This is a genomic window from Burkholderia sp. lig30 (assembly GCF_000687455.2).
Lineage (GTDB): Bacteria > Pseudomonadota > Gammaproteobacteria > Burkholderiales > Burkholderiaceae > Burkholderia.
On the sequence record NZ_JGVW01000058.1, the window covers coordinates 14759 to 37178 of the forward strand.

At 65.2% G+C, this 22420-nt stretch carries 18 protein-coding genes and 2 pseudogenes; 8 read left to right on the forward strand and 12 right to left on the reverse strand.

The window, feature by feature from the left end:
• Window positions 1-15: 15 nt before the first annotated feature.
• The 5 genes and pseudogenes from LIG30_RS06970 to LIG30_RS06985 form a co-directional block, all read right to left on the reverse strand.
• Window positions 16-360 (reverse strand): DUF1330 domain-containing protein, encoded by a 345-nt coding sequence (locus tag LIG30_RS06970; RefSeq protein WP_051994899.1) that lies wholly within the window; start codon window positions 358-360, stop codon window positions 16-18.
• A 10-nt stretch (window positions 361-370) separates the two neighbouring features.
• Complete coding sequence (locus LIG30_RS06975) at window positions 371-1048, reverse strand: type 1 glutamine amidotransferase domain-containing protein (protein WP_038710799.1); 678 nt, start codon at window positions 1046-1048, stop codon at window positions 371-373.
• Between the two features lie 76 nt (window positions 1049-1124).
• On the reverse strand, window positions 1125-2153 hold the full coding sequence (locus tag LIG30_RS06980) for an NADP-dependent oxidoreductase (RefSeq protein ID WP_038710801.1): 1029 nt from the start codon (window positions 2151-2153) through the stop codon (window positions 1125-1127).
• Between the two features lie 31 nt (window positions 2154-2184).
• A pseudogene (locus LIG30_RS27175) lies at window positions 2185-2441 on the reverse strand (hypothetical protein); the annotation flags it as partial.
• Window positions 2425-2655 (reverse strand): TetR/AcrR family transcriptional regulator, encoded by a 231-nt coding sequence (locus tag LIG30_RS06985; RefSeq protein ID WP_038710820.1) that lies wholly within the window; start codon window positions 2653-2655, stop codon window positions 2425-2427. The pseudogene LIG30_RS27175 and the gene LIG30_RS06985, both read right to left, overlap by 17 nt.
• Window positions 2656-3015: 360 nt before the next feature.
• Between LIG30_RS06985 and LIG30_RS06990 the strand changes: the two genes are divergently transcribed.
• Complete coding sequence (locus tag LIG30_RS06990) at window positions 3016-3408, forward strand: TraR/DksA family transcriptional regulator (RefSeq protein WP_038710802.1); 393 nt, start codon at window positions 3016-3018, stop codon at window positions 3406-3408.
• Window positions 3409-3467: 59 nt separating this feature from the next.
• Window positions 3468-5717 carry an FAD-dependent oxidoreductase gene (locus LIG30_RS06995; RefSeq protein ID WP_038710804.1) on the forward strand — a complete coding sequence of 750 codons (2250 nt, stop codon included), beginning with the start codon at window positions 3468-3470 and terminating at the stop codon, window positions 5715-5717.
• 116 nt (window positions 5718-5833) lie between these two features.
• On the opposite strand, the gene LIG30_RS07000 is transcribed toward LIG30_RS06995, so the two are convergent.
• Window positions 5834-7441, reverse strand: coding sequence for an EAL domain-containing protein (locus LIG30_RS07000; protein WP_051994902.1), 1608 nt, complete (start codon window positions 7439-7441; stop codon window positions 5834-5836).
• Between the two features lie 396 nt (window positions 7442-7837).
• Window positions 7838-8476: a LuxR C-terminal-related transcriptional regulator gene (locus LIG30_RS07005; protein WP_038710807.1), complete on the reverse strand. Its 639-nt coding sequence runs from the start codon at window positions 8474-8476 to the stop codon at window positions 7838-7840.
• Between the two features lie 382 nt (window positions 8477-8858).
• Here LIG30_RS07005 and LIG30_RS07010 point away from each other — a divergent pair, with 382 nt between their 5' ends.
• Window positions 8859-10217 (forward strand): nicotinate phosphoribosyltransferase, encoded by a 1359-nt coding sequence (locus LIG30_RS07010; RefSeq protein WP_051994900.1) that lies wholly within the window; start codon window positions 8859-8861, stop codon window positions 10215-10217.
• A 34-nt stretch (window positions 10218-10251) separates the two neighbouring features.
• Here LIG30_RS07010 and ald read toward each other — a convergent pair whose 3' ends face one another.
• Together ald and LIG30_RS07020 are read right to left on the reverse strand one after the other, a co-directional pair.
• Window positions 10252-11367, reverse strand: coding sequence for an alanine dehydrogenase (ald, locus tag LIG30_RS07015; RefSeq protein WP_038710809.1), 1116 nt, complete (start codon window positions 11365-11367; stop codon window positions 10252-10254).
• Window positions 11368-11546: 179 nt separating this feature from the next.
• Window positions 11547-11963: a hypothetical protein gene (locus tag LIG30_RS07020; RefSeq protein WP_038710810.1), complete on the reverse strand. Its 417-nt coding sequence runs from the start codon at window positions 11961-11963 to the stop codon at window positions 11547-11549.
• A 261-nt stretch (window positions 11964-12224) separates the two neighbouring features.
• On the opposite strand from LIG30_RS07020, the gene LIG30_RS07025 reads away from it, so the two are divergent.
• The gene (locus LIG30_RS07025; protein WP_038710812.1) at window positions 12225-13949 is read left to right on the forward strand and encodes a cation:proton antiporter domain-containing protein; all 1725 of its coding nucleotides are present in this window, start codon (window positions 12225-12227) and stop codon (window positions 13947-13949) included.
• A gap of 38 nt (window positions 13950-13987) precedes the next feature.
• Here LIG30_RS07025 and LIG30_RS07030 read toward each other — a convergent pair whose 3' ends face one another.
• The 3 genes from LIG30_RS07030 to LIG30_RS26080 form a co-directional block, all read right to left on the reverse strand.
• Entirely contained in the window at window positions 13988-15754 is a 1767-nt protein-coding gene (locus LIG30_RS07030) for a peptidoglycan D,D-transpeptidase FtsI family protein (protein ID WP_038710813.1), read from the reverse strand.
• 377 nt (window positions 15755-16131) lie between these two features.
• The gene (locus LIG30_RS27180; protein WP_235510230.1) at window positions 16132-16299 is read right to left on the reverse strand and encodes a helix-turn-helix domain-containing protein; all 168 of its coding nucleotides are present in this window, start codon (window positions 16297-16299) and stop codon (window positions 16132-16134) included.
• Window positions 16300-16635: 336 nt separating this feature from the next.
• Entirely contained in the window at window positions 16636-16911 is a 276-nt protein-coding gene (locus tag LIG30_RS26080) for a hypothetical protein (RefSeq protein ID WP_152986024.1), read from the reverse strand.
• A 195-nt stretch (window positions 16912-17106) separates the two neighbouring features.
• Here LIG30_RS26080 and LIG30_RS07040 point away from each other — a divergent pair.
• From LIG30_RS07040 to LIG30_RS07055, 4 genes and pseudogenes are all read left to right on the forward strand, one after another.
• Window positions 17107-17610, forward strand: a pseudogene (locus tag LIG30_RS07040) (IS5/IS1182 family transposase); the annotation flags it as partial.
• Between the two features lie 113 nt (window positions 17611-17723).
• The gene (locus tag LIG30_RS07045; RefSeq protein WP_038710814.1) at window positions 17724-18650 is read left to right on the forward strand and encodes a LysR family transcriptional regulator; all 927 of its coding nucleotides are present in this window, start codon (window positions 17724-17726) and stop codon (window positions 18648-18650) included.
• 639 nt (window positions 18651-19289) lie between these two features.
• Window positions 19290-20552 (forward strand): MFS transporter, encoded by a 1263-nt coding sequence (locus tag LIG30_RS07050; RefSeq protein WP_038710816.1) that lies wholly within the window; start codon window positions 19290-19292, stop codon window positions 20550-20552.
• A 76-nt stretch (window positions 20553-20628) separates the two neighbouring features.
• Entirely contained in the window at window positions 20629-22302 is a 1674-nt protein-coding gene (locus LIG30_RS07055) for a flavin-containing monooxygenase (RefSeq protein ID WP_038710817.1), read from the forward strand.
• The last annotated feature ends 118 nt before the right edge of the window (window positions 22303-22420 follow it).

Sequence of the window (22420 nt, forward strand, 5' to 3'; positions counted from 1 at the left end):
TCGAGTGGCCGTCTATTACGACGAGGTCGGGTGGGCAGAGGCAGTCGCGTTCGCCTCATCCGGGCCATTGCCGTCGACACCCTCGATCAGAAATACGCGGTAATCCGCGCCTCTGAGCCGATGCGGGAGTGCTGCCTGATAGGCCGGGCTCCGGTACCACTCGCGAGCGGCTTCCATGCTCGGGAACTGCAGCACGACAGCGCCCTCGATCGGCGCGCCTTCGAGCACCTCGAGGCGGCCGTAAAAGGCCAATGGCGTAATATCGCGTCCTCCGCGGGCCGCCGGCGCCTTCTGCCGGTATTGGTCCATTTGTGCAGGATCGATGGTGCGTTCCCGGGTAAAAACCACATAGGCGGACATAGACGGCTCCTCACGCCAGCAAGGCGAGCAGTGCTTTCGCTGCAGCCTCGGACGAAGCGGGGTTCTGGCCGGTGACGAGAAGACCGTCCGTCTCCACGTGGGACTGCCAGTCCTCCGTCTTCGAGTAGCGGCCACCGTTGGCTTTCAGCATGTCCTCCACAAGGAACGGCACGACGTTGGTCAGGCCAACGGCCGCTTCCTCGGTATTGCTGAACCCCGTCACCGCTTTGCCGCTCACAAGCGGCTTGCCATCGGCCCCCCTGGCATGGCGCAGCACGGCGGGAGCGTGGCAGACGGCGCCGATCGGCTTGCCGGCCTTGACGGCGTTCTCGATCAATGCAATGGAAAGCGGTTCCTCGGCCAGATCCCACAGCGGGCCGTGGCCACCGGGATAGAACACCGCGTCGAAGTCATCGATGGCGACGTCGGCGATCCTGCGCGTATTGGCCAGCGCCCGTTTCGCGTCGGCATCGGCTTCGAAACGCCGCGTCGCCTCGGTCTGGAATGCGGCCTCGTTGCTCTTCGGATCGAGCGGCGGCTGTCCGCCCTTGGGTGAGGCGAGCGTCAGCTCGGCGCCTGCGTCGACAAACGCGTAGTACGGTGCGGCCAGCTCTTCGAGCCAGAAGCCCGTTGTTTCGCCGGTGGTGCCCAGCTGGTCGTGCGAAGTAAGTACGACAAGGATTTTCATGGATGGGGTCTTCTTTGGAATGAATGGATGAGATGCCTGGAATCAGGCGAGACGAACCGGTATCGCCGTGTGGACGTTACGGCGCGCCGACCCGTACGACGACCTTGCCGAAGTGCTTGCCGGCCAGCAGGTCGATCAGGGCCTGCGGCGCACGCTCGAGTCCGTCGACGAATTCTTCGCGCAGCTTTACCTTTCCGTCTGCGACCCACGCGCTCATCTCGTTCAGGAAACGCTCGAATTCCGTGGCGAAATGATCGGAGATGATGAAGCCCTGCACGTGTATCCGCTTCGTGAGGATGTTCGCCATCAATTGGGGGACGCGATTGGGGCCGGCGGGCAGGTCCGTGTCGTTGTAGTGAGCGATCAGGCCGCAGACGGGCACGCGCGCGCCGACGTTCAGCCGCGGCAACACGGCTTCGAAGACTGCGCCACCGACGTTTTCGAAGTAGACGTCGATGCCATGGGGCGTAGCGGCCGCGAGGTCCGTCGCGAAGGAGGGTGAGCGGTGATCGATGCACGCATCGAAGCCGAGGACATTCGCGGCATAGTCACACTTGTCCGGGCCTCCGGCGATACCGACCACACGGGCCCCCTTGAGTTTTGCCAACTGGCCGACAACAGAGCCGACGGCACCGGTTGCGGACGCAACGACGACGGTTTCGCCCGGTTGCGGTCGGCCGATTTCGAGCAGACCGTGCCAGGCGGTGAACCCGGGCATGCCGAGCACGCTCAATGCAAGCGATGGCGTGCTGGTGAGGTTGTCGATCACGGCAAGGTCGCTGCCGTCGGAAACGGCATACTCTTGCCAGCCGCCGAACCCTGATACAAGTTGCCCGACCTTGAATGACGGATTCCGCGTCGCTTCTACGCGGCCGACCGTTCCTCCCACCATGACGTCACCCAGGCCGACTGCCGGCGCGTAGGACGGGCCGTCGTTCATCCGGCCGCGCATGTAGGGGTCGACGGAAAGGTAGAGCGTTTTCAGTAGAAGCTGCCCGTCTTCCAGTTCGGGAATCGGTTGGTCCTGCAGGCGAAAATCGCCGGGCTTCGGGGCGCCGACCGGGCGCGCGTTCAATACGATCTGGCGATTACGATGTTGCGTCATGGCCGCTCCTTGGGTTGGCAAATCAAAGGCTGGCTTCGAGCACGCGGTGACTGACCTCGAGCGTGCCGTTCTTGCGGGCGCTTTCTCCGCCGTACAGGATCAGCACACGTGCGGTTGCGGGAACGAGATCAGCGAGGCGGCCGATTGTTTCCTTGCCGAAGACGATTCGGGTGGGGTTGTAAAAATCGAAATTCAACATGGCAATCCCTCATTAGTAGACCAGTCGTCTAGTTGCTGGCCGTAAAAAAACGCACGGTAGTGCGTCGATGGGTCAGCGAGACGGGCAATCCTGCAGGCCCGGCAGGCATCGAGTCGTCACCAGTGCCGCTTCGCCAAAGGCCTCCCTGGAGCCAAAGCGGCGGTAGAACGCGTCCTTCGGCACGCCGGAGGCCTGGCGGATTTCACTCAGGCCGACTGCGCTGAAGCCCTTGCCGCCAATGATGATCCGGGCGGTTTCGAGGATGTGCCGACGGACGTCCGGGCTGGCGGAAACATTCTTCATGGCTCGAACTCTATCAACGATTAGACCGGTCGTCTAGTGTGCGACCGGTCTCATTTTTTGCGGGCGTGTCGGTCAACTACTGGCGAACGAACGGGTTTGCCCGAGCGACACCGACGAATTGCCCCCGTCCGGCGCGACCCTTGACTAATCTCAATGGACTTCGCACCGGACGATTGCGCGAAGGACACGCGCGAAGGCCGGCGGATATCGGCAGGATCGACACCGGCGGCCGTCGCCGCACCGGTGCGGCGCTTTTGGCTCGTCCCGGGCGGCCTGTCGCAACTTGACTCAGGTCAAAATGCACGGGCGGGTAAGGCATAGGGTGGAGCCTTGGCGCGATGGCGCAAAGGAGCAGCGACGATGATGCTCGACGAACAGCAGCTTCAGACGCTTCATCAACGATTGAGCGAAAGCGGGCAGGCGTTGCGCGCCGACATCCGTGCAAGCCAGCATCAGCGCGCCGAAGACACGTATGCGGACCTGGCGGGCGCGTCCCCTGACGAAGGCGACGAGGCGAATGCCGACTTGTTCGTCGATGTCGACCACGCGCTGATCGGCATGAAACTGGCCGAGTTGCGGGCGGTCGAGCGTGCGTTGCAGCGGATGCGCGACGGCCAATACGGCGCTTGTGTGGACTGCGAAGGGCCGGTCGACTACGCGCGCCTGCTGGCGCGGCCGACGGCCGAGCGCTGCACGGGATGCCAGAAACTTCACGAACGGCGATTCGCGACCGTGCCGCGCGCGTCGCTTTGATGCCGCAGGCGCATCCCGGCTCGCGGGGCGGCGCGTACCGTTGAATCACTGGGGGCGGGATGCGCGAGGTCGATTATTTGCTGGTTGGCGGCGGTGTGGCGAGCGTGACCGCGGCGCAGACCTTGCGCCGCGAAGACAACGCGGCCAGCATCGCGATTCTGTGCGGCGAAGCGGCGCTGCCTTACCGGCGCCCGCCGCTCACCAAGATGCCGGCCGCCGGCGCCGATGGCGGCGCCGGGCTTGCGCTGCACGACGCCGCGTTCTACGACAGGCATCGGATCGAACTGGTGCTCGGCGCGCGCGCGACGCGCATCGACCGTCACGCGCGTCTTGTCCACACCGACGCGCACGGCGAATTCCACTACGGCAAGCTCCTGATTGCGACCGGCGCGTCGCCGCGCCTGCCGGTGCTGCCCGGCATCGATCTTGCAGGCGTGCACTGCCTCCACACGCTCGCGGACATGCGCGCATTGCAGGACGCGACGGCGCACGCGCAGCACGTCGCGATTCTCGGCGCGGGGTTCGTCGGCGTGGAACTGGCCGCGACGCTGCAGGCGCGCGGCCTGCAGGTGACGCTGATCGAGCGTGAGTCGCATGTGCTGCCGATGCTGCAGGCCGAGCCGCTGTCGCGCTTCTTCGAGCGATGCTGCACCGAGCGCGGGATCACGGTGCGCACCGACTGCGAGGTGCGCGCGCTGGTCGGCGACGGCCGGGTCGAGGCGGTGCTGACGAGCCGCGACGAGACGCTGCCGTGCGACCTGGCGATCGTCGCCGTCGGCGTCACGCCGAACTGCGGGTTTCTCGCGGACAGCGGCCTGCCGATCGCCGACGGCATCGAGGTCGACACATTCCTGCGCACGGTCGATCCGCACATCTACGCGGCGGGCGACGTCGCGCATTTCTACGATCCGATCTTCCGCGAGCGGCGGCGCATCGAGCACTGGGACAACGCGATGCGGCAAGGCAAGGTCGCCGCGCGCAACATGGCCGGCCGGCGGCTGCCTTATCGCGACGTGTCGATTTTCTTCGGCAACGTGTTCGGCATCACGTACAACTTCCTCGGCAACCAGTTCGGGACGACGGAAACCATCGAGCGCGGCACGATCAACGACGGCGCGTACGCGATGCTGTACCTGAAGGACGACGTGCTGCGCGCGGCGTTCGTGATCGACCAGTCGCCGGCGAGCGTCGCGTCGCTGGCCGAGGCGATCGCGTTGCGGATCGACATGAGGGCGGAGCGGGGGCGGCTGCACGACGTGCGTTTCCCGCTCGACCGCCTGCCGGTGCAGACGATGCTGATCCTGCAGGGCGGCGGCGCGCTGGGGGCATTCGAGTGCGGCGTCGCGCGCGCGCTCGAGGAGAACGGCGTGCGCCCGGACGTGATCTCGGCGGTGTCGATCGGCGCATTCAACGGCGCGATCATCGCGAGCCATCCGCAGCACGCGGCGCGCGCGCTCGAGGCGTTCTGGCGCGAGCTGGCGATTCCGCTGCCGTCGATGGGCGACACGCAGCTTCAGCAGGTGCTGCTGTCGGCGTACGTGTTCTGGTTCGGCGTGCCGAATTTCATGCAGCCGCGCTGGTGGAACCCCCTCGGCGGAATCGACTGGCTGTACGGCAAATGGACGAGCCTTTACGACACGCGGCCGATCGTCAAGCTGATCGAGAAATACGTCGATTTCGATTCGCTCGGGTCGAGCCCGACCCGCCTGCTGCTGAGCGCGGTCGACGTGAAGACGGGCGAGCCGCGGATCTTCGACAGCTATGTCGACCGGCTCACGCCCGCACATTTGCTCGCGAGCGGCAGCTTGCCGCCCGGGCTGCCGTGGACGACGATCGACGGACACGCGTACTGGGACGGCGGCATCGTCAGCAATTCACCGCTCGATCTCGTCATCGAGCGCTGCGGCCGGATCGGCGGCCGCATCTTCGTCGTCGATCTGTTCGCGGGCAGCAAGCCGATGCCGGGCAACCTGGTCGAGGTGATGCTCAGGCGCGAGGAAATCAGCTACATGGATCGCGTGCGCAGCGACCTGCGTTTCGAGGAATATGCGAACGACTTCAGCGAGCTCGTCGGCGGGATCATGACGCACGTCGCCGAGCCGGCGGCCAGCGGGATTCGGCAGCAGCCGCTGTATATCCGGCTAATGGGCAATCGCGCGCCGATCCACATCGAGCGGATCGCGCTGCAGCGCAGCGGGCCGATGTCGTTCGTGTCCGACTACGATTTCTCGGCGTCCACCATCGCCGCGCTTCAGGAAAAGGGATACACGGCCGGGTTGAGCGCACTGGCGGCCGGCGCGAACCGGTGACGGCGCCTGCATGACGGTGCGAAGCACGCCCCGTGCCGTCGCGGTACCTCGACACGGCGATGCCGCGATGCGCCGGCTCCGGCCGATATCGTCCGAACCGGAGCCGACCGGCGACGTCAGGCCGGCGTCGCGCAGGCGCCGAGCGTGTCCGGGCGGGCGGTGCGGCTGTTCCGCCACGCCGCCAGTTCGGCCGCGCGCAACGGGGCCGCGAACAGATAGCCCTGGCCCCACTGCACGCCATGCTGCCGGAGGTAGGCGAGTTGCGCCGGGGTTTCGATGCCTTCCGCGATCAGGTCGAGTTTCAGCCGCTGAGCCAGCGTGATGATCGTTTCCAGCACGACGGCATTGACCGATTCGGTATCCGCGCCCTTGACGAACGAGCGGTCGATCTTGATGAAATCGGCGTGCAGTTGCTCCAGATAGGACAGCGCGCTTTGTCCGGTCCCGAAGTCATCCAGCGCCCAGAGCACGCCTTCGCCGCGCAACTGGCGGATGTTGCGCTGCGCCTGCTCGTCGTCCGGCACCGCCTCGCGCTCGGTCATTTCCAGCACCAGCAGCGGCGCCTGTGGGCCGAGTGCGCGCATCAGCCGTTCCACGTCGCCGACGAAGGCCGGCGTAGCGAGATGCGAGCCGCTGACGTTGATGCCGAGATGGTCTTGCGGGCCGAGCCGCAACTGGGGCATGTCGGCGACGACCAGATCGAAGATGTGCCGGGTCAGTTCGGCGATGAGCCCGCTGTCTTCCGCCAGCGGGATGAAGATGTCGGGGCGAATGGAGTCCTGGCCCGGGCGGTGCCAGCGCACCAGCGCCTCCACGCCGCTGCACTCGCCCGTCGCCAGGCGAATGACGGGCTGGTAGACCATGTGAAACTCGTTCTGCCGCATGCCGCGCCGGATTTCGGTCACCAGGGAGAGCCGCCGCTTGCAGAAACGGTGCGCGACGTAGCCCGACAGCAGCGCGGCCAGCGCCAGGAACGGCGCGTAGTGAATCCAGAGATCGCGGCGATAGGTGGCGACCAGCGCGGGCTCAACGGCGACGCGAACCTCGACGGGAAACTGCGACGAGCGCACGCTGGCGTCGCTATGCCGGAAGGCCGGGCCGGCCGGCGTTTGCACGGGCGCGCCGCCGGGCAACTGACGCTGCGAATCCGTCTGCAGGATCTGCACCTCGAACTGGCGGTTGTAGGAAGCCGCGGCCTGAATGTCGAGCAGATACTGCCCGTCGATTACCGCGATGACGCCGGTATGGTTCGCGGTGTGTTCCGAGACGAGGACCGCCGGCCGGTCGCGTACCAGCAGCGTCGTCGCAGTGGGCGTGATCCCGCGCCCGGGCGGCAGTTCGGACAAGGGCGGGAAGCCTTGCGCGAGCGGCAGGTCGTCGATCATGCCGAGGGCCGACGAGCAATACTCCTTGTTGCCGTCGCGGATCAGCGCCAGCGAGCGGAAGTAGGGGCTCAGCAGGGTCAGCCGCGTGAGCTCGGCGAGCACCTGGCGACATGGCCTGCCCGCCATGGCCGCGGCCTTGCCCGTATTGGCGAAGACGACGCCGAGCATCGTATCGATCTGGCGCTGAATCGCCACCGCCGTGACCGTCGCCTCGCCATCGGCGCGCTCCTTGGCCTGAAGGAAGACCAGCGGCGCCATGACCAGCAGCGGCAGCCATATCGCAATCGCGACGATTCCCGCATGCCAGTATTGATCCCGCTGCAACTTGACAGATTTCACGTCCAACGCTCCTGCGCAAAACGCGAGCGGCGCGAACGGGCACCTTGCGAGGACGTCCCGTGCGGCTACGTTAGCGCTGTTCGGAAAACAAGCCCATCCAATCGGAATCCTTTGCAACCGCGACAGCCGGCGCCGCGTTCATCCCGGATTGCGGCCGCTGCCCGGCCGGTTGATGCCGGCCACGGTGTTTAGGGTCGGTGTCATTTTCTCATGAAGTGCAGCGGCGACGAAATGGCGTCGACGAAGGGGCGACAGTGTCGCCGGGCGGCTCCTTGTCTGCCGTCCGCAGCGGCAAGCACTGCCGCGACGGCGGGCGATCGTTCGCGTTCCGATCGAACCTCGTGCTGCGCGCGACGCGCATGGTTCGCTCATAACCGGCAGGACGAAAGAGATGGCTTACTCAGGATCGGCGATCCGGTGGGCGATCGCGTAGCGGATCAGCGCGGCTTCGTTCGGGAGTTCGAGCTTGTCGAGCGCGCGCGCCTTGTACGTGCTGACGGTTTTCGCGCTGATGCGCAGTGCGTGCGCGATCTCCGAGATGCTCTCGCCCGACGCGAACCGGCGCAGCACTTCGGTTTCGCGTTCGGACAGGCGCTCGTGCGGCGGTGCGTCGGCGGGCAGGTCGAGATGGCGCGCGAGGCGCTCGGCCACGTCGACGCTGACGTAGACGCCGCCCGCGACGATTTTGCGCAACGCGTCCATCAACTCGCGGCTCGAGCTTTCCTTGGTCACGTATCCGGCGGCGCCGGCCTTGAAGAGCAGCGCGGCGTCGTGGCGGGTGGCCAGCGACGACAGCACGAGCACGCGCAGCGCGGGCGCCGCCGCATGGATCTGTCTGACGAACTCGGTGCCGCAGCCGCCGAGTGTCGCAAGATCGACGATCGCGGCATCGGCGGCGCAGCGGCGGGCCAGCTCGAGCGCGGACGGGCCGTCGCAGGCCTCGCCCGCGATCGTGAATTCACCGGTCGATTCGAGGATCTGACGCAGCCCGTCGCGCGTCACCGCGTGGCGATCCGCCAGCCATACCTTGATCATGTCCGCCGCCTCGTCGCATGTCGATTGTTCTGGCCCTCTCGTTTGGCTCCCCGACGCGGCGTCCGGCTCGCGCGACGGGTGCGAGCCCGGCCATCGGTGGGCGGGCCGCGATGCGTGTTCCCCGGATCTCAGTCGAAGTGTAGGCGAGCGGGTGGGGGCGTTCCAGATGCGGTTGTTCCGCGTTACCGCCGATCCGGCCCGGCGGCGGCGTTGCGCGAGAATTGATCTGGCGCAACGCCGCCGCTGCCGCCGATCCTATGCTGGCCGTGTCGTGCCGGACGTCGAGCGGCCGGAGCGGCATGCTGGCCGCCGGCATGCGCCGGCGCCGGCGCCCGTGCACGACCCTGAGCGAGCGGGCAATACGCAGGGCGAAGGAGGCGTGATGGCCAAGGGTTCGTCCGAGGGGGGCGGCAACGGCGTGCTGCTCACCGACCTCTACGAACTGACGATGCTGCAGGCGTATTTCGATGCCGCGATGAACGACGTCGCGAGCTTCGAGTTCTTCGTGCGCAAGCTGCCCGAGTCGCGCAACTTCCTGCTCGCGGCGGGCCTGGCGCCGGTGCTCGACTACCTGGAAAGCGTGCGGTTTACCACTCGCGACATCGCGCAACTGGCTCGAACAGGGCGCTTTCGCGAGGAATTCCTCGCGGCGCTCGCCGACCTGCGGTTCACCGGATCGGTCCACGCGATGCCGGAAGGCACGGTGTTCTTCGCCGACGAGCCGATCCTGCGCGTCACGGCGCCGATGCGCGAAGCGCAACTGGTCGAGAGCCGCGTGATGAACCTGCTGCACTACGCGACGCTCGCCGCGAGCAAGGCGGCGCGCGCGGTGCTGGCCGCGCCAGGGCGGCCGCTGGTCGATTTCGGGCTGCGACGCGCCCACGGGGCGGAAGCCGGGTTGCTGTCCGCGCGCGCGAGCTATCTGGCGGGCTTCTCCGGCACCGCGACGCTGCTTGCCGGACTGCGCTACGGCATCCCGACGTTCGGCACGATGGCGCATTCGTATGTGCAGGCGCACGGCGACGAAGCGCTGGCGTTCGAGCACTTCGTACGGTCGCAGCCGGACAACGCGGTGTTGCTGATCGACACCTACGACACCGAACGCGCCGCGTCCAGGGTGGTGGAGGTCGCGCGGCGGCTCGCGCCGGAAGGATTCTCGATCAAGGGCGTGCGGCTCGACAGCGGCGACCTCGCGGCGCACGCGCGGCGCGTGCGCGACATCCTGGATCGCGGCGGCCTCGGCGGCGTGACGATTTTCGCGAGCGGCAATCTGGACGAATACGCGTTGCGTGATCTGGTCGAACGGCATGCGCCGATCGACGGTTTCGGCGTCGGCACGCGAATGAACACGTCGTCGGACGCGCCGTACCTCGATTGCGCGTACAAGCTGGTCGCGTATGCCGGCGAGCCGAGGCGCAAGCGCTCGGAGGGCAAGGCGACGTGGCCGGGCCGCAAGCAGGTGTTCCGGCGCTATGCGGCCGATGGCCGGATCGAGGCCGACTGCCTCGCGCTCGACGACGAGCGCCACGACGGCGTTGCGCTGCTCGCGCTGGCGATGGTCGACGGCGTGCGGCTCGAGCAGCCGTCGCTCGACGCGAGCCGCGCGTACGCGGCGCGCCAGCTCGACACGCTGCCCGCGCGCAGCCGCGCGCTGACGGCGGCGGAGCCGGTGGCCGTCGAGGTGTCCCCGGCGCTGGCCGCGCTCACGCAGCGAATGGAAGCCTGCCAGGCGAGCGGGTGAGCGCGGCGGCCCGCGCCGGCGGGCCGCGCATCGCTCAGTCGAGCATTTCGTCGGCGGACAGATACGGCTTGCCGAGCGCCCGGGCGACCGCCGCGTGCGTGATGTGGCCGTCGCAGACGTTCAGGCCCGCGCGCAGGTTCGGATCGTCGGCCATCGCGCGTTTCCAGCCTTTGTCGGCGAGCGCGACGGCATGGCCGATCGTCGCGTTGTTGAGCGCGAACGTCGAGGTGCGCGCGACGGCGCCGGGCATGTTCGCGACGCAATAGTGGACGACGCCGTCGACGACATAGGTCGGTTTCGCATGCGTGGTCGCATGCGAGGTCTCGAAGCAGCCGCCCTGGTCGATCGCGACGTCGACGACGACCGCGCCCTTGCGCATCTTCCCGATCATGTCGCGCGTCACGAGCCGCGGCGCGGCGGCGCCGGGGATCAGCACGGCGCCGACGACGACATCCGCGTCGAGCACCGCGTCGATGACGGTATGCGTGTTGGAGCAGAGCGTCTCGATCCGGTTGCCGAAGATCAGGTCGAGCTGGCGCAGCCGGTCGACGTTCCGGTCGAGCACCGTCACGCGCGCGCCCATGCCGACCGCGATCTGCAGCGCATGCGTGCCAACCACACCGGCGCCGAGCACGACGACGTGCGCGGGCGCGACGCCCGGCACGCCCGCCATCAGCAGCCCCATGCCGCCGCGGGGGCTTTCGAGCTGCGCGGCCGCGACCTGGACCGACATGCGCCCGGCGACCTCGCTCATCGGCGCCAGCAGCGGCAGGCCGCCGCCGGGGCCCGTGACGGTCTCGTAGGCGACGCACACCGCGCCGGATTTGACGAGCGCCGCCGCCTGCTCGGGATCGGGCGCGAGGTGCAGATACGTGTAGAGGATCTGGCCGGGGCGCAGCATCGCGCATTCGGCGGGCTGCGGCTCCTTGACCTTGACGATCATGTCGGCGCGCGCGAACAGGTCGGCGGCGTCGTCGCACAGCATCGCGCCGGCGGCCTCGTACGCGTCGTCGTACAGCCCGATGGCCGTGCCGGCATGGCGTTGCACCAGCACCTGATGACCGCGCCGGGTCAGTTCGTGCGTGCTGGCGGGCGTCAGGCCGACGCGGTATTCGTAGTTCTTGATCTCCTTCGGTACGCCGATCAGCATGGGACACCTCCACGGGCAATGGTTCTGGTTTCGCCGGCGGCGCGAGCCCTCGCGCCGCCGGCGGTCGTGCCGTGCGCGCATGCCGGTGTTGAGGGGGCATGCGCGCATGCGGTGTGTGGCCGCCGCGCGTCGCGCCCGTCGTGGTCGGGCGACCGACCGCCGGCGAACGCGGCGTGGCGTCAGGCGGTTTTCACGAGCGGCCTGGTGCGTGCGCCGGGCGAGTCAACCGGCCTGATCCCGGCGCCGAACCACGGGACGTCGGCGGCGAGCGACGCGGTGTAGCGCGTCCAGCCGCGCGGGTTGCCCGCGAACAGCTTCGCGCAGACCGGCGCCGCGATCGCGTCGCGGTCGAGCGGCGCGTCGAGCAGTTGTTGCGGCCACAGGCAGAACGCGTGCAGCACGGCGCTGGTGAATTCGCGCACCGTCATGTGCTCGACCACGTGCTGGAGCAGCGGCGCGTCGGCCAGCATTTGCTGAGTCGTGATCAGCGCGCCGATGGTCTCGTCGTCACGCTCGCTTTCGAGCACGCAACTCAGCGTCTGCATTACGCCACCCAGATGCAGCAGGAGCGCGCGGCGTTCGAGGGCTTCGTTCATGGGGCATTTCTCCAGCATGCGGACCCGGGCGGCCGGCGCGCGGCGTTGACGGTGCGCGCACGGATCGCGCGCGCCGTGTTGATGCGTCGATGGCGAATATCCAGGATATCCAAGCGTACTGGCGCGGCGAGGGATGTCAAGACGCGCTGCAAGGCGCGGCCGTTGCGACCGCGTGAATTTTTCGCGGCACCGCGCCATTTGTCCGCGTCATCCCTTATCCTTTCAACCTTACTAAATTATTACATCGACAAAGGAGTGGGGATGCCTCATGACGTCAGCCTGATCGCGCTGCTCGCGGCCGGTTTCGGTCTCGCGATGATCTTCGGTTATCTCGCATCGCTGCTGAAAATGCCGCCGCTCGTTGGCTATCTGCTCGCCGGGATCGTGATCGGGCCCGGCACGCCGGGCTTCGTCGGCGATCTCGCGCTCGCGCAGCAGCTCGCGGAGATCGGCGTGATGCTGCTGATGTTTGGCGTCGGCCTGCATTTCTCACTCGGCGATCTGCTCGCGGTCCGCAAGATCGCGCTGCCCGGCGCGATCGTGCAGATCACCGTCGCGACGCTGCTCGGCGGCGGGCTCGCGATGCTGTGGGGCTGGAGCGCCGGCGCGGCGCTCGTGTTCGGCCTGGCGCTGTCGGTCGCGAGCACCGTCGTGCTGCTGCGCGCGCTCGAAGGGCGGGGGCTCGTCGAGACGGTCAACGGGCGGATCGCGGTCGGCTGGCTCGTGGTCGAGGATCTCGTGATGGTGCTCGTGCTGGTGCTGCTGCCGCCGGTGGCCGGGCTGCTCGGCGGCACGCCGCCCGGCGACGCCCACGCGGGCGGGGCGGGCATCTGGAGCACGCTCGGCACCACGTTCCTGAAAGTCGCGGCGTTCATCGCGTTGATGCTGGTGGTCGGCAAGCGGGTGTTTCCGCGCGTGCTGTGGCTCGTCGCGCGCACCGGCTCGCGCGAGCTGTTCACGCTGTGCATGATCGCGGCGGCGGTCGGCGTCGCGTTCGGCGCGGCGAAGCTGTTCGACGTGTCGTTCGCGCTCGGCGCGTTCTTCGCCGGGATGATGATGCGCGAATCCGAGTTCAGCCGCCGCGCGGCCGACGAGACGCTGCCGCTGCGCGACGCGTTCTCCGTGCTGTTCTTCATCTCGGTGGGCATGCTGTTCGATCCCGGCGTGCTCGTCAACGAGCCGCTGCGCGTGATCGAGGTCGCGGCGATCGTGCTCGTCGGCAAGACGCTCGCGGCGGTCGCGCTGGTGCTGGCGTTCCGCTATCCGCTCAACACCGCGCTCACGGTCGGCGCGGGGCTCGCGCAGATCGGCGAGTTCTCGTTCATTCTCGCCGGGCTCGGCCGCTCGCTCGGCCTGCTGTCGGCCGAAGGGCAGAGCCTGATCCTGGCTGTCGCGCTGATCTCGATCGCGTTGAACACCTTCATGTTCGCGGCGATCGAGCCGGCCATCGCGTGGATCCGCCAGCATTCCGCGTTCGCGCGGCGGCTCGAGGCCCGCGACGATCCGCTCGCCGCGCTGCCGATGTCCACGCCGCAGGCACACCTGGCCGGCCAGGTCGTGATCGTCGGCTACGGGCGGGTCGGCGCGCGGATCGCGCAGGCGCTCGACGAGCGGCGGATCGCGTATGTCGTGGTCGAGCAGAACCGGGAAACCGTCGAGAAGCTGCGCGAAGACGGCATCGCGGCGGTGTCGGGCGACGCGATCGAGCCGATCGTGCTCGTGCAGGCGCACATCGCGCGCGCGGGGATGCTGGTCGTCACGCTGCCGGATGTGTTCGACGTGCGGCAGATCGTCGAGATCTCGCGCACGCTCAATCCGGCGCTCGAAGTCGCGCTGTGCACCAACAGTGGCGACGAAGCCGCGCTGCTCGCGAACGAGGGCGTGGGCACCGTGTTCATGGGCGAGGCCGAGCTGGCGCGCGGAATGACCGACCACGTGCTTTCGCGGATGGGCGTGGCCGCGCCGAAGGCGGCCGCCGCCCACTGATGCGCGGGCCTTGAGCCCGTTATCGGCGTGAAGCGGCCCTACGCCGCCGGCTTCGGCGGGGCGGGCCGGGCAGATTCGACGGGCGTGTCCGGCGGTACCCCGAGCAGTTGCAGCGCGCCGCCCGCCACCGACGAGAACACCGGCCCGGCCACCGTGCCGCCGTAATACCCCTTGCCGGCCGGCTCGTCGATCATCACCGCGACGATCAGGCGCGGATCGCTCATCGGCGCCATGCCGGCAAAGAGGGCGCGGTACTTGCCCTTCGCATACGACTTGCCGACCTGCTTGCGGGCGGTGCCGGTCTTGCCGCCGATCCGGTAGCCGTCGACGCGCGCCGCGCGGCCGGTGCCGCCTTCGCTGACTGCCATCTCCAGCATCGAACGGATTGCCGCCGCGGTCGCGGGCGACGCCACGCGATGGCCGCGATGCGCGTCGACCGTCTGCCGGTCGGTGCCGTTTTTCAGCAACGACACCGGATGCAGCGTGCCGTCGCCGGCATACGCGGTATACATCTGAGCGATCTGCAGCAGCGACATCGACAGGCCGTAGCCGTAGGCCATCGTCGCCTGTTCGATCGGGCGCCAGCGCTTGTACGGCCGCAGGCGGCCCGACGCGACGCCGGGGAACGTCAGGTCCGGCGCGCGGCCGATTCCGTATTCCTGATACTTGTTCCAGATCGTCTCGGCGGGCAGGTTCAGCGCGAGCTTCGCGAGCGCGACGTTGCTTGACTTCTGCAGCGCCTGCGCGATCGTCAGCGTGCCGTGGTTGGAGGTGTCGTGGATCACCGCCGGCCCGATCCTGTAGGTGCCGGGCGACGTGTTGATCAGCGTCTGCGGGCGCACTTTGCCCGCATCGAGCGACAGCGCGACGACGAGCGGCTTGATCGTGGAGCCGGGCTCGAACGTGTCGATGACCGCGCGGTTGCGCAATTGCTGGCCGGTGAGGCGGGCCCGGTCGTTCGGGTCGAAGGTCGGATAGTTCGCTAGTGCGAGGATTTCGCCGTTCTGCGCGTCGAGCACGACGACGCTGCCCGCCTGCGCGTTGTTCGCGATCACCGCCGCCTTCAGCTGGCTGAACGCGAGCTGCTGGATGCGGCGGTCGATCGTCAGCTCGATCGTCGCGCCGTGCCGCGCCGGCACGAGCGGGCGCGTGTCCGACACGATGCGGCCGAGCCGGTCGCGGATCACCTCGCGTTGCCCGGCGGTGCCCGACAGCCTCGTGTTGGTGGCCAGCTCGACGCCTTCCTGGCCTTGATCCTCGATGTTCGTGAAGCCGACGATGTGCGCGGCCGATTCGCCTTCCGGGTAGTAGCGCTTCGAGTCGGCGATCTGCGTGACGCCATCGATCGCCAGCTTGTCGAGGTGACTCGCGGTGTCGGCATCGATCTGGCGCTTCAGCAGCACGAACGTGCGGTCGTTTCTCAGGCGCCGCTTCAGTTCGTCGATCGGCATGTCAAGCAGCTTCGCGAGCGGCGGATAGTCGGTCTCGGCGACGACCTTCGGGTTTGCCCAGATTTCGTACGTGGACAGGCTGACGGCAAGCATCGCGCCATTGCGGTCGACGATGCTCCCGCGCATCGCGTCGAGCTCGATCGTGCGCTGATAGCGCTTCTGGCCCTGACCGGCGTAGAACGGCTGATTGGCGACCTGCACCCAGAACGCGCGTGCAATCAGCGTGGCGAACGCGAGAAACACGAGGATGACGACGCACTTCGAGCGCCAGACCGGCAGGCTGGGGGCCAGCATCGGATGCTTCGTCGCGGCCGCGTACGGGTCGGCGGGATGGATCTTCTTCTTCACGCGCATGCGATGGGATGTTCCGGGCCGCGCTCAGGCGGGCTGTCAGTGTGAATGATGTGATTGTAATGAATGAGTAATTATTGTGTTTGGAAAATGACGGGTTTCCGGCGGATTGGGCCTGGCAGGCCAGCAGACAGGCGAGGGGGTGAGGGGGAGATCGAACAGAAGGGCCTTGTGATCGATCAGCCAACGTTGTCGCGTTGGCTCTTCGTGGCACTTTTTGGGAGCGTGTAGCGGTTGCGCTTGAACGAGAAGCCTTCGGCGCTTAAGCGCGGCGCTCAACGTCTCGAGCCGGCACGGGAGCGGTTCGTTGAAGATGGCCTCGATCCGTTGTGCAATTTGCGCCAGCGTCAAAGGTTCGGCCTGAGCAAATTGAACGGCCGCTACCGCCAGGAGGTATCCGGCAATGCGCGGGGCCTGCCGCCCTTATGGCCGATCAGCAATCCGATTACGCCCTGCTCACGCCAGGCCCGCGCCCAGTTGTAGATCGATTGATCGCTCATGCCGAACTTCTCGGCCACCTCTGCCGGTTGGACTTTACTCGCAGGCATCAGCAGGCCTGCCGCACGCGCGGGAAAATCCCGATGTCAGTGATTGATCGACAGTTGTTGAACGTCAGCTCCTCGTCGTCGTTAAGCATGACGACACACTTCATACAGAAATCCGCAGTTGCGTTCCGCCAAAGCTGGAAAAATTCAAACGTGTTTACTAGATCCACTTATGTTGATTTTGCCATTCATGGAACACTACCAGATGACGAGGCGTTGCACTTCAGATTTGAAGCTGTCCTTTCATCCTTCGACTAGGATGAGACGCCGTCAAACTTAGGGTCGAAATTTTCTGCGAATAAAATTCCGTTGTCGTTTGTTGACAAATTTTATCTTGTGTCATGCAGTCGCGAAACGAAAATTCATACGGATTGTGAACGTCATGGACGCCGGATTTACGGTGCGTTGATTGCTATTCACACAATTGAATGTGCCGTGACAGCCGTTGACGGCATACATCTGGATGGCTGGGGAGCGTGCCGCTGGCCGTCCCCCTGGTGATTGTTGCGTAAACGATGCGTAAGCTAAGCCGTTTTGCTGAATTGTTTCGAATGGGTTTGCTTTCAGAAATTCACTTTCCCGGGCGCGCACACAATTTTTCATGATCGATCCCATTCGATTTCCCGGGTGCTGTATTCGGGTAATCACGAGTGAAAAGACGGGTAGGCAGGTGCGATACGCGTGGATAGTCGGCCCGGAACACTCCGCAAGGGATTGTGTGGCAAACCTCGGGGGCTGGAATGGAGTTGTGTGATTTGTAAGCGGCAGGCATATTGACGCGTGATTCCTGAAAATTCTGACACGGTTTGGATGGGTCCGAGGATGCGGATGCCAGAGGGGGATTTTCTTCGGCAATCGCTGGGCGAGCAGATCAACTTGACGCATCCGCTGGTGCGGTTGACCGATATGATCGACTGGCAGTTGAAGCACTGCTGGCGGAGACGATCAAAGCGGCCAAACTGGCGAAGGTCATCAAGAGCACGAGCCTGAAGCGCGTGATTGTCATGGAGAGGGCTGGTGCTCATGACGCCGATTTGCGCCTGTTGGGGCGCTCCCTGGAACATCTGGTGAAGGCGGCCGCCCGGCACGGTTTGACGCTGCGGCAGAACTATGACCGCGAGACACCGCGTCTGGCGGTCCAGATCGGCCGCTACGCGTACGCTGAGGAAGACGCAGTGGACCTTGTGTTCGCGCATGGGCCGCGTGATACGGGACGTCGAACGGCAACTCGATAGCGTGGCGCAGCAAAGCCGGGCGGCGTTGGAAGAACTGACCGGCTGCGCGAAACGGATTCTGTCGCAGAACGCGAGGGATGCGCACGATGATCCGGCGGCATGACGCCGCTGCAAAAGTAGCGAATCGTTCAGGGGCGACTAGATATGCCTATGCCACACAATTAGTCCAGACCCCACAAGATTGAGGAATTCATGGATTTGTTAGCTGCAATGCGTATTTTCGTGAGGGTCGTCGAGCGGGGAAATCTTTCGCGAGCCGCGAAGGATTTGGGTCTAGGGCAGCCTGCGGTCAGCGACCGAATCGAACGGCTCGAGCAACATCTCGGCGTACGTCTGCTGCTGCGGAGCACGCGCGCTGTGTCATGCACGGATGAGGGATCGCTGTTCTATCAGAAGAGCAAGGTCGTACTCGATGCCGCGGACGAGGCACGCGCCGCGGTCACGCTCGGCACCAAGGTCGTGCGCGGGCGCATTCGCATCGCGGCGCCGCACGGTCTCGGCGATGCGGTACTGCCGAAGATCGTCGGCATCATCCGCGAGCAGAACCCGCAACTCTATGTCGATATGATCCTCAATGACGAACTGACCGATCCGGTCACGGAGGGCGTCGACATCTCGCTGCGTCTTGGTCAGATCGGTGACGGCAACTTTGTTGCGCACCCGCTCGGACATATCCGCCGCGTGCTCGTTGCGTCGCCGGAATACATTGCTGCACATGGCTGCCCCGAGGATCCGACCGATCTCATCCGGCATCCGTTCATCCGTGTCGCCGGGCTGTTCTCCGACAGGCAACTTCGGCTCGTCAATTCACCAAAGGCGGCACGCGCCGCGCCAATCAATATCGTCACGACGGTCAGCCATTGGGGCCCCGTCTATCAGTTGCTGCTCGACGGCCGGGGCATCGGCGTGCTTCAGGAAATCGTCTGCGCCGACGCGCTGAAATCGGGCAGGCTCGTCAAGCTGCTGCCCAACTACACAGTGCCAGGCTTCGACTTGCATGCGCTGCTGCCCGTCATGCGGCCCGTTCCGACGAAAACCCAGATCGTCGTCAGCATGCTCAAGGAACATCTGCCGGACACGGTCCGGATCAGGACGGTCGCGCAGTCGCTCGATTTGTAAGTCGCGCATGGCCGGCACCGGCTCGCGCCGCCTTTCCACTCCCTTCGATACGCGACGGCTCGCGAGACTTCGCGATACCGTGAGCGTGCGCTTGCCGAGTGCGAATGCGGTGTCGTTTGAGACCGGTGTCGCCACATCACAACTCACGCGGACGCGGGCCTGCCCACTGTGCACGATTCACGGTATCGCCGCAGCTTGTCCTGTCCCGCAATATCACGGTGGATGCCGTATCACCGCTGTCACACAAATGTATCTCGACGAGACGGGCTTCTGCTGATCGCCGCCAGTGCAGCGTAGCTAGTCACCACGGGGCCGCCTCGCAATCGAGATCCTCTGGCGGCGATTGAAGTGCCGATGGCACCGCTTCGTCAATTGGACCAAGGAAGCCAGCGATGCTGAACTCACGGAACCGCTACGTGGCTACGGCTCCGCTTTCCAAACCAATTTTTCGCGGGTACTTACGACAAATTTCACGCAGGTCGTCCTTCGCGACGAAACCGTCGTCCCGCGTGAATTCCGGTGTGTCGAGGGATGGATTAATCAGCTTCTCTGATAGTTGAAATTGAAAACACAGCTCTACTCCGCGTTTTCCTCCTCGATTACTGTGAGTGGCATCTTCACTTCGATCGAGACGACTCCATGTCGCAACTGAATCTCAAGCTGCTTGGCCCATGTCTACTCGCGATCGCGATCGACGCCATGGGCTTCGGCCTCGTGTATCCGATCATGGCGGCGATCTTCTCCGATCCGCATTCGGGCATCATCGCCGCAGGCACAAGTCCGCAGCTCCGAAATTTCTATCTCGGGCTCGGCTACGGCGTGTATCCGTTCTTCATGTTCTTCGGTTCATCGCTGATGGGCGAGCTGTCGGACGGCTATGGCCGCCGCAAGATCATGTTGCTTTGCATCTTCGGTCTTGCGTTCAGCTATCTGCTGATGGCTCTCGGCGCGCTGCTGCCGAGCATCGCGCTGTTACTGGTCGGGCGCGGCCTGAGCGGCCTTATGGCAGGCTGCCAGGGTATTGCGCAGGCGGCCATTGCCGACGTCAGCACGCCGGAAACCAAAGCGTATAACATGAGCATCATGTCGATGGCGTTTAGCGCTGGCGTCATCGTTGGCCCGGTGCTCGGCGGCATCACGTCCGACCGCACGATCTTGCCGATCTTCAACTATGGCACACCGTTTCTGCTCGTCGCCACGCTGTCGGTGTTCTGCGGACTCTGGACGTTCTGGTACTACCGCGACGCGAATCAGCCGAAGGGCAAGATGCGCGTCGACATCCTGTTGCCGCTTCGAATCATCTACGAAGCCGGCCGCCATCATCGCGTCGCATTCCTGTCGATCGTGTTCTTCCTGATGCAGGTCGGATACGGCCTCTATTTGCAGACGATCATGCTTGTGCTTCAGACGCGCTTCGGCTATACGAGCTCGCAGCTGGGTCTGTTCAGCGGCTTGATCGGCATCTGCTTCATGTTCGGCCTGATGGTGATCGTCCGTCTGATGCTGAAGGTTTGGAACGTCGTCAACATCGCGAAGACGGGTCTCCTGATCGCCGGCATTGGCCAGGTCCTCTCGGCGCTTCTGCCTCAGGAAGACATGCTCTGGGGGCTTGGCATGATCGTCGGCTGCTTCGACATGGTGGCATACACGGCGATGTATACCGCGTACTCCGACGCGGTCGCTGTCGAGCGGCAAGGCTGGGCGCTCGGTGTCGCGGGTTCCGTGATGGCGATCGCCTGGGTGGTGACGGGTTTCCTGACCAATCTGCTTCCGGTTCTCGGAGAGTTGGGGCTCCTTATGGTTGGAGGTATTAGCTTCATCCTGAGCTTCCTAATGATGGTGGTGTACGGCAGAAAGTGGTCGTCTGGCACCGTCCGTATCGGGACAAGAATCTACGACTGATGCCGACCACGAAGGGCTTCTGGGCACCGGATCAGCTGTGTCCAATCAAGCAACTCATCGATAGCAGAGGATTACCATGTTGACCAAAAAAGCACAGAAGCAGGCCTTCGATATGATCATCGTGGGCGCGGGCGTTGCCGGCCTTTATATGCTGCACCGTGCAAGGCAGAGCGGTTTGCGCGTTCGCCTCTTCGATGTGGCGGGCGGGATCGGAGGAACTTGGTACTGGAATCGTTATCCAGGCGCGCGCGTGGACATCGAGAGCTTCGAATACTCGTACTCGTTCTCACGCGAGCTCGAGCAGGAATGGCAGTGGAATGAGCGTTATGCGTCGCAGCCCGATCTGTTGCGGTATTTCGAGCACGTGGCGAGCCGCTTCGGACTCTATGAGGACATCCAACTCGATACGCGGATCGATTCGGTCGTGTTCAATGAACGCCGCGACGAATGGACAATCGAGACGCAGGCTGGTGAAACGTTCGGCGCGCGATTTTGCGTGATGGCGACAGGCTGCCTCTCGGCACCGAAGGATCCCGACATCGCTGGCTATGGCAGTTTCGTTGGCGAGACCTACTTCACGTCGCGTTGGCCGCACGAGACGGTCGAATTCGCGGGCAAGCGCGTCGCGGTGATCGGAACGGGCTCATCGGCGATCCAACTTGTGCCGGTGGTGGCGCGCTCGGCCGAGCACCTGACAGTGTTCCAGCGCACCCCGAACTATAGTATTCCGCTGCGCAATCGGCCGATGGATGCTGCGTACGAGCAGCGCATGAAGGCCAACTACGCGGAACTGCGTCGCATGGAATGGCAGTCGCCGGGCGGCTTCGTTTGCGTCGACGGCGAACCGCGTCAGCCGCTGCGCGTGTCGGCGATGTCGGTCACGGCCGAAGAGCGGCAGCGTGAATTCGAGGCGCGTTGGGATGCCGGCGGTCTTTGTCTCTATACCTCGTACAATGATCTGCTGACGAACGAGACGGCCAATGCCGAACTGTCCGAGTTTGTGCGCGCCAGGCTGCGCGCGAAGATCGGCGATCCGGCGCTCGCGGACAAGCTCGTGCCGCGCGACCATCCGATCCTGACCAAGCGCCTGTGCGCCGACAGTGGCTACTTCGAGACCTTCAACCGCGACAACGTCTCGCTTGTCGATCTGCGCGAGACGCCGATAGTGTCTGTCACGAGGCGCGGCATCGTCACGAGCGATGTCGAGCACGAGTTCGATGTGCTCGTGTTCGCGACAGGATTCGACGCGGTTACGGGCGCGCTGCTCAACGTCGACATCCGCGGCCGGCGCGATCTATCGCTGCGACAAGCCTGGAAGGACGGCCCGCAGACTTATCTCGGCCTGATGAGTGCCGGCTTCCCGAACCTCTTCAATATCGCGGGCCCCGGCAGTACCGCGTCGTTGAGTAGCGCGATTCCGTGCGACGAGCATCAGGTCGATCTCGTCATGAAGCTCGTGGAGCGCACGCTTCGGGGCAATGCGGCGACGATCGAGCCGACCGATGACGCGCAGCGTGGCTGGACGGCTCGCATCCTGTCGATTGCGGACAATTCGCTACTCCACCGCACCAATTCCTGGTACGTCGGTGCCAATATTCCCGGCAAGCCGCGGGTCGTGATGCTCGACCTAGAAGGCTTTGACGCATATATAGCATTTTGCGACGACGTGCTCGCACGCGATTACGAGGGCTTTTCGTTCGGTGGCAACCGCGATACAGACGCACTGGCTGAAAGCGCTGCCGAAGTTTGAACTTTATGACTCTGGCATTCATTTCGACTGTCATGCCAGCCTATTCCGGATCATCTATATATCATAATGGACTACGAAATGAAAAAGATGAAATCAAGCGCGGCTGCCGCGCTGGAAG

What these genes read in the sequence shown, in the direction of transcription:
- LIG30_RS06995 (WP_038710804.1), top strand. Translation starts at nt 3,468, where the DNA reads ATGCGCGAGGTCGATTATTTGCTGGTTGGCGGCGGTGTGGCGAGCGTG.
- LIG30_RS07025 (WP_038710812.1), top strand. Translation starts at nt 12,225, where the DNA reads ATGCCTCATGACGTCAGCCTGATCGCGCTGCTCGCGGCCGGTTTCGGT.
- LIG30_RS07010 (WP_051994900.1), top strand. Translation starts at nt 8,859, where the DNA reads ATGGCCAAGGGTTCGTCCGAGGGGGGCGGCAACGGCGTGCTGCTCACC.
- ald (WP_038710809.1), bottom strand. Translation starts at nt 11,367, where the DNA reads ATGCTGATCGGCGTACCGAAGGAGATCAAGAACTACGAATACCGCGTC.
- LIG30_RS07045 (WP_038710814.1), top strand. Translation starts at nt 17,724, where the DNA reads ATGGATTTGTTAGCTGCAATGCGTATTTTCGTGAGGGTCGTCGAGCGG.
- LIG30_RS26080 (WP_152986024.1), bottom strand. Translation starts at nt 16,911, where the DNA reads ATGGGATCGATCATGAAAAATTGTGTGCGCGCCCGGGAAAGTGAATTT.
- LIG30_RS27180 (WP_235510230.1), bottom strand. Translation starts at nt 16,299, where the DNA reads ATGCCTGCGAGTAAAGTCCAACCGGCAGAGGTGGCCGAGAAGTTCGGC.
- LIG30_RS06970 (WP_051994899.1), bottom strand. Translation starts at nt 360, where the DNA reads ATGTCCGCCTATGTGGTTTTTACCCGGGAACGCACCATCGATCCTGCA.
- LIG30_RS07050 (WP_038710816.1), top strand. Translation starts at nt 19,290, where the DNA reads ATGTCGCAACTGAATCTCAAGCTGCTTGGCCCATGTCTACTCGCGATC.
- LIG30_RS06980 (WP_038710801.1), bottom strand. Translation starts at nt 2,153, where the DNA reads ATGACGCAACATCGTAATCGCCAGATCGTATTGAACGCGCGCCCGGTC.
- LIG30_RS07055 (WP_038710817.1), top strand. Translation starts at nt 20,629, where the DNA reads ATGTTGACCAAAAAAGCACAGAAGCAGGCCTTCGATATGATCATCGTG.
- LIG30_RS06975 (WP_038710799.1), bottom strand. Translation starts at nt 1,048, where the DNA reads ATGAAAATCCTTGTCGTACTTACTTCGCACGACCAGCTGGGCACCACC.
- LIG30_RS06990 (WP_038710802.1), top strand. Translation starts at nt 3,016, where the DNA reads ATGATGCTCGACGAACAGCAGCTTCAGACGCTTCATCAACGATTGAGC.
- LIG30_RS07020 (WP_038710810.1), bottom strand. Translation starts at nt 11,963, where the DNA reads ATGAACGAAGCCCTCGAACGCCGCGCGCTCCTGCTGCATCTGGGTGGC.
- LIG30_RS07005 (WP_038710807.1), bottom strand. Translation starts at nt 8,476, where the DNA reads ATGATCAAGGTATGGCTGGCGGATCGCCACGCGGTGACGCGCGACGGG.
- LIG30_RS06985 (WP_038710820.1), bottom strand. Translation starts at nt 2,655, where the DNA reads ATGAAGAATGTTTCCGCCAGCCCGGACGTCCGTCGGCACATCCTCGAA.
- LIG30_RS07030 (WP_038710813.1), bottom strand. Translation starts at nt 15,754, where the DNA reads ATGCGCGTGAAGAAGAAGATCCATCCCGCCGACCCGTACGCGGCCGCG.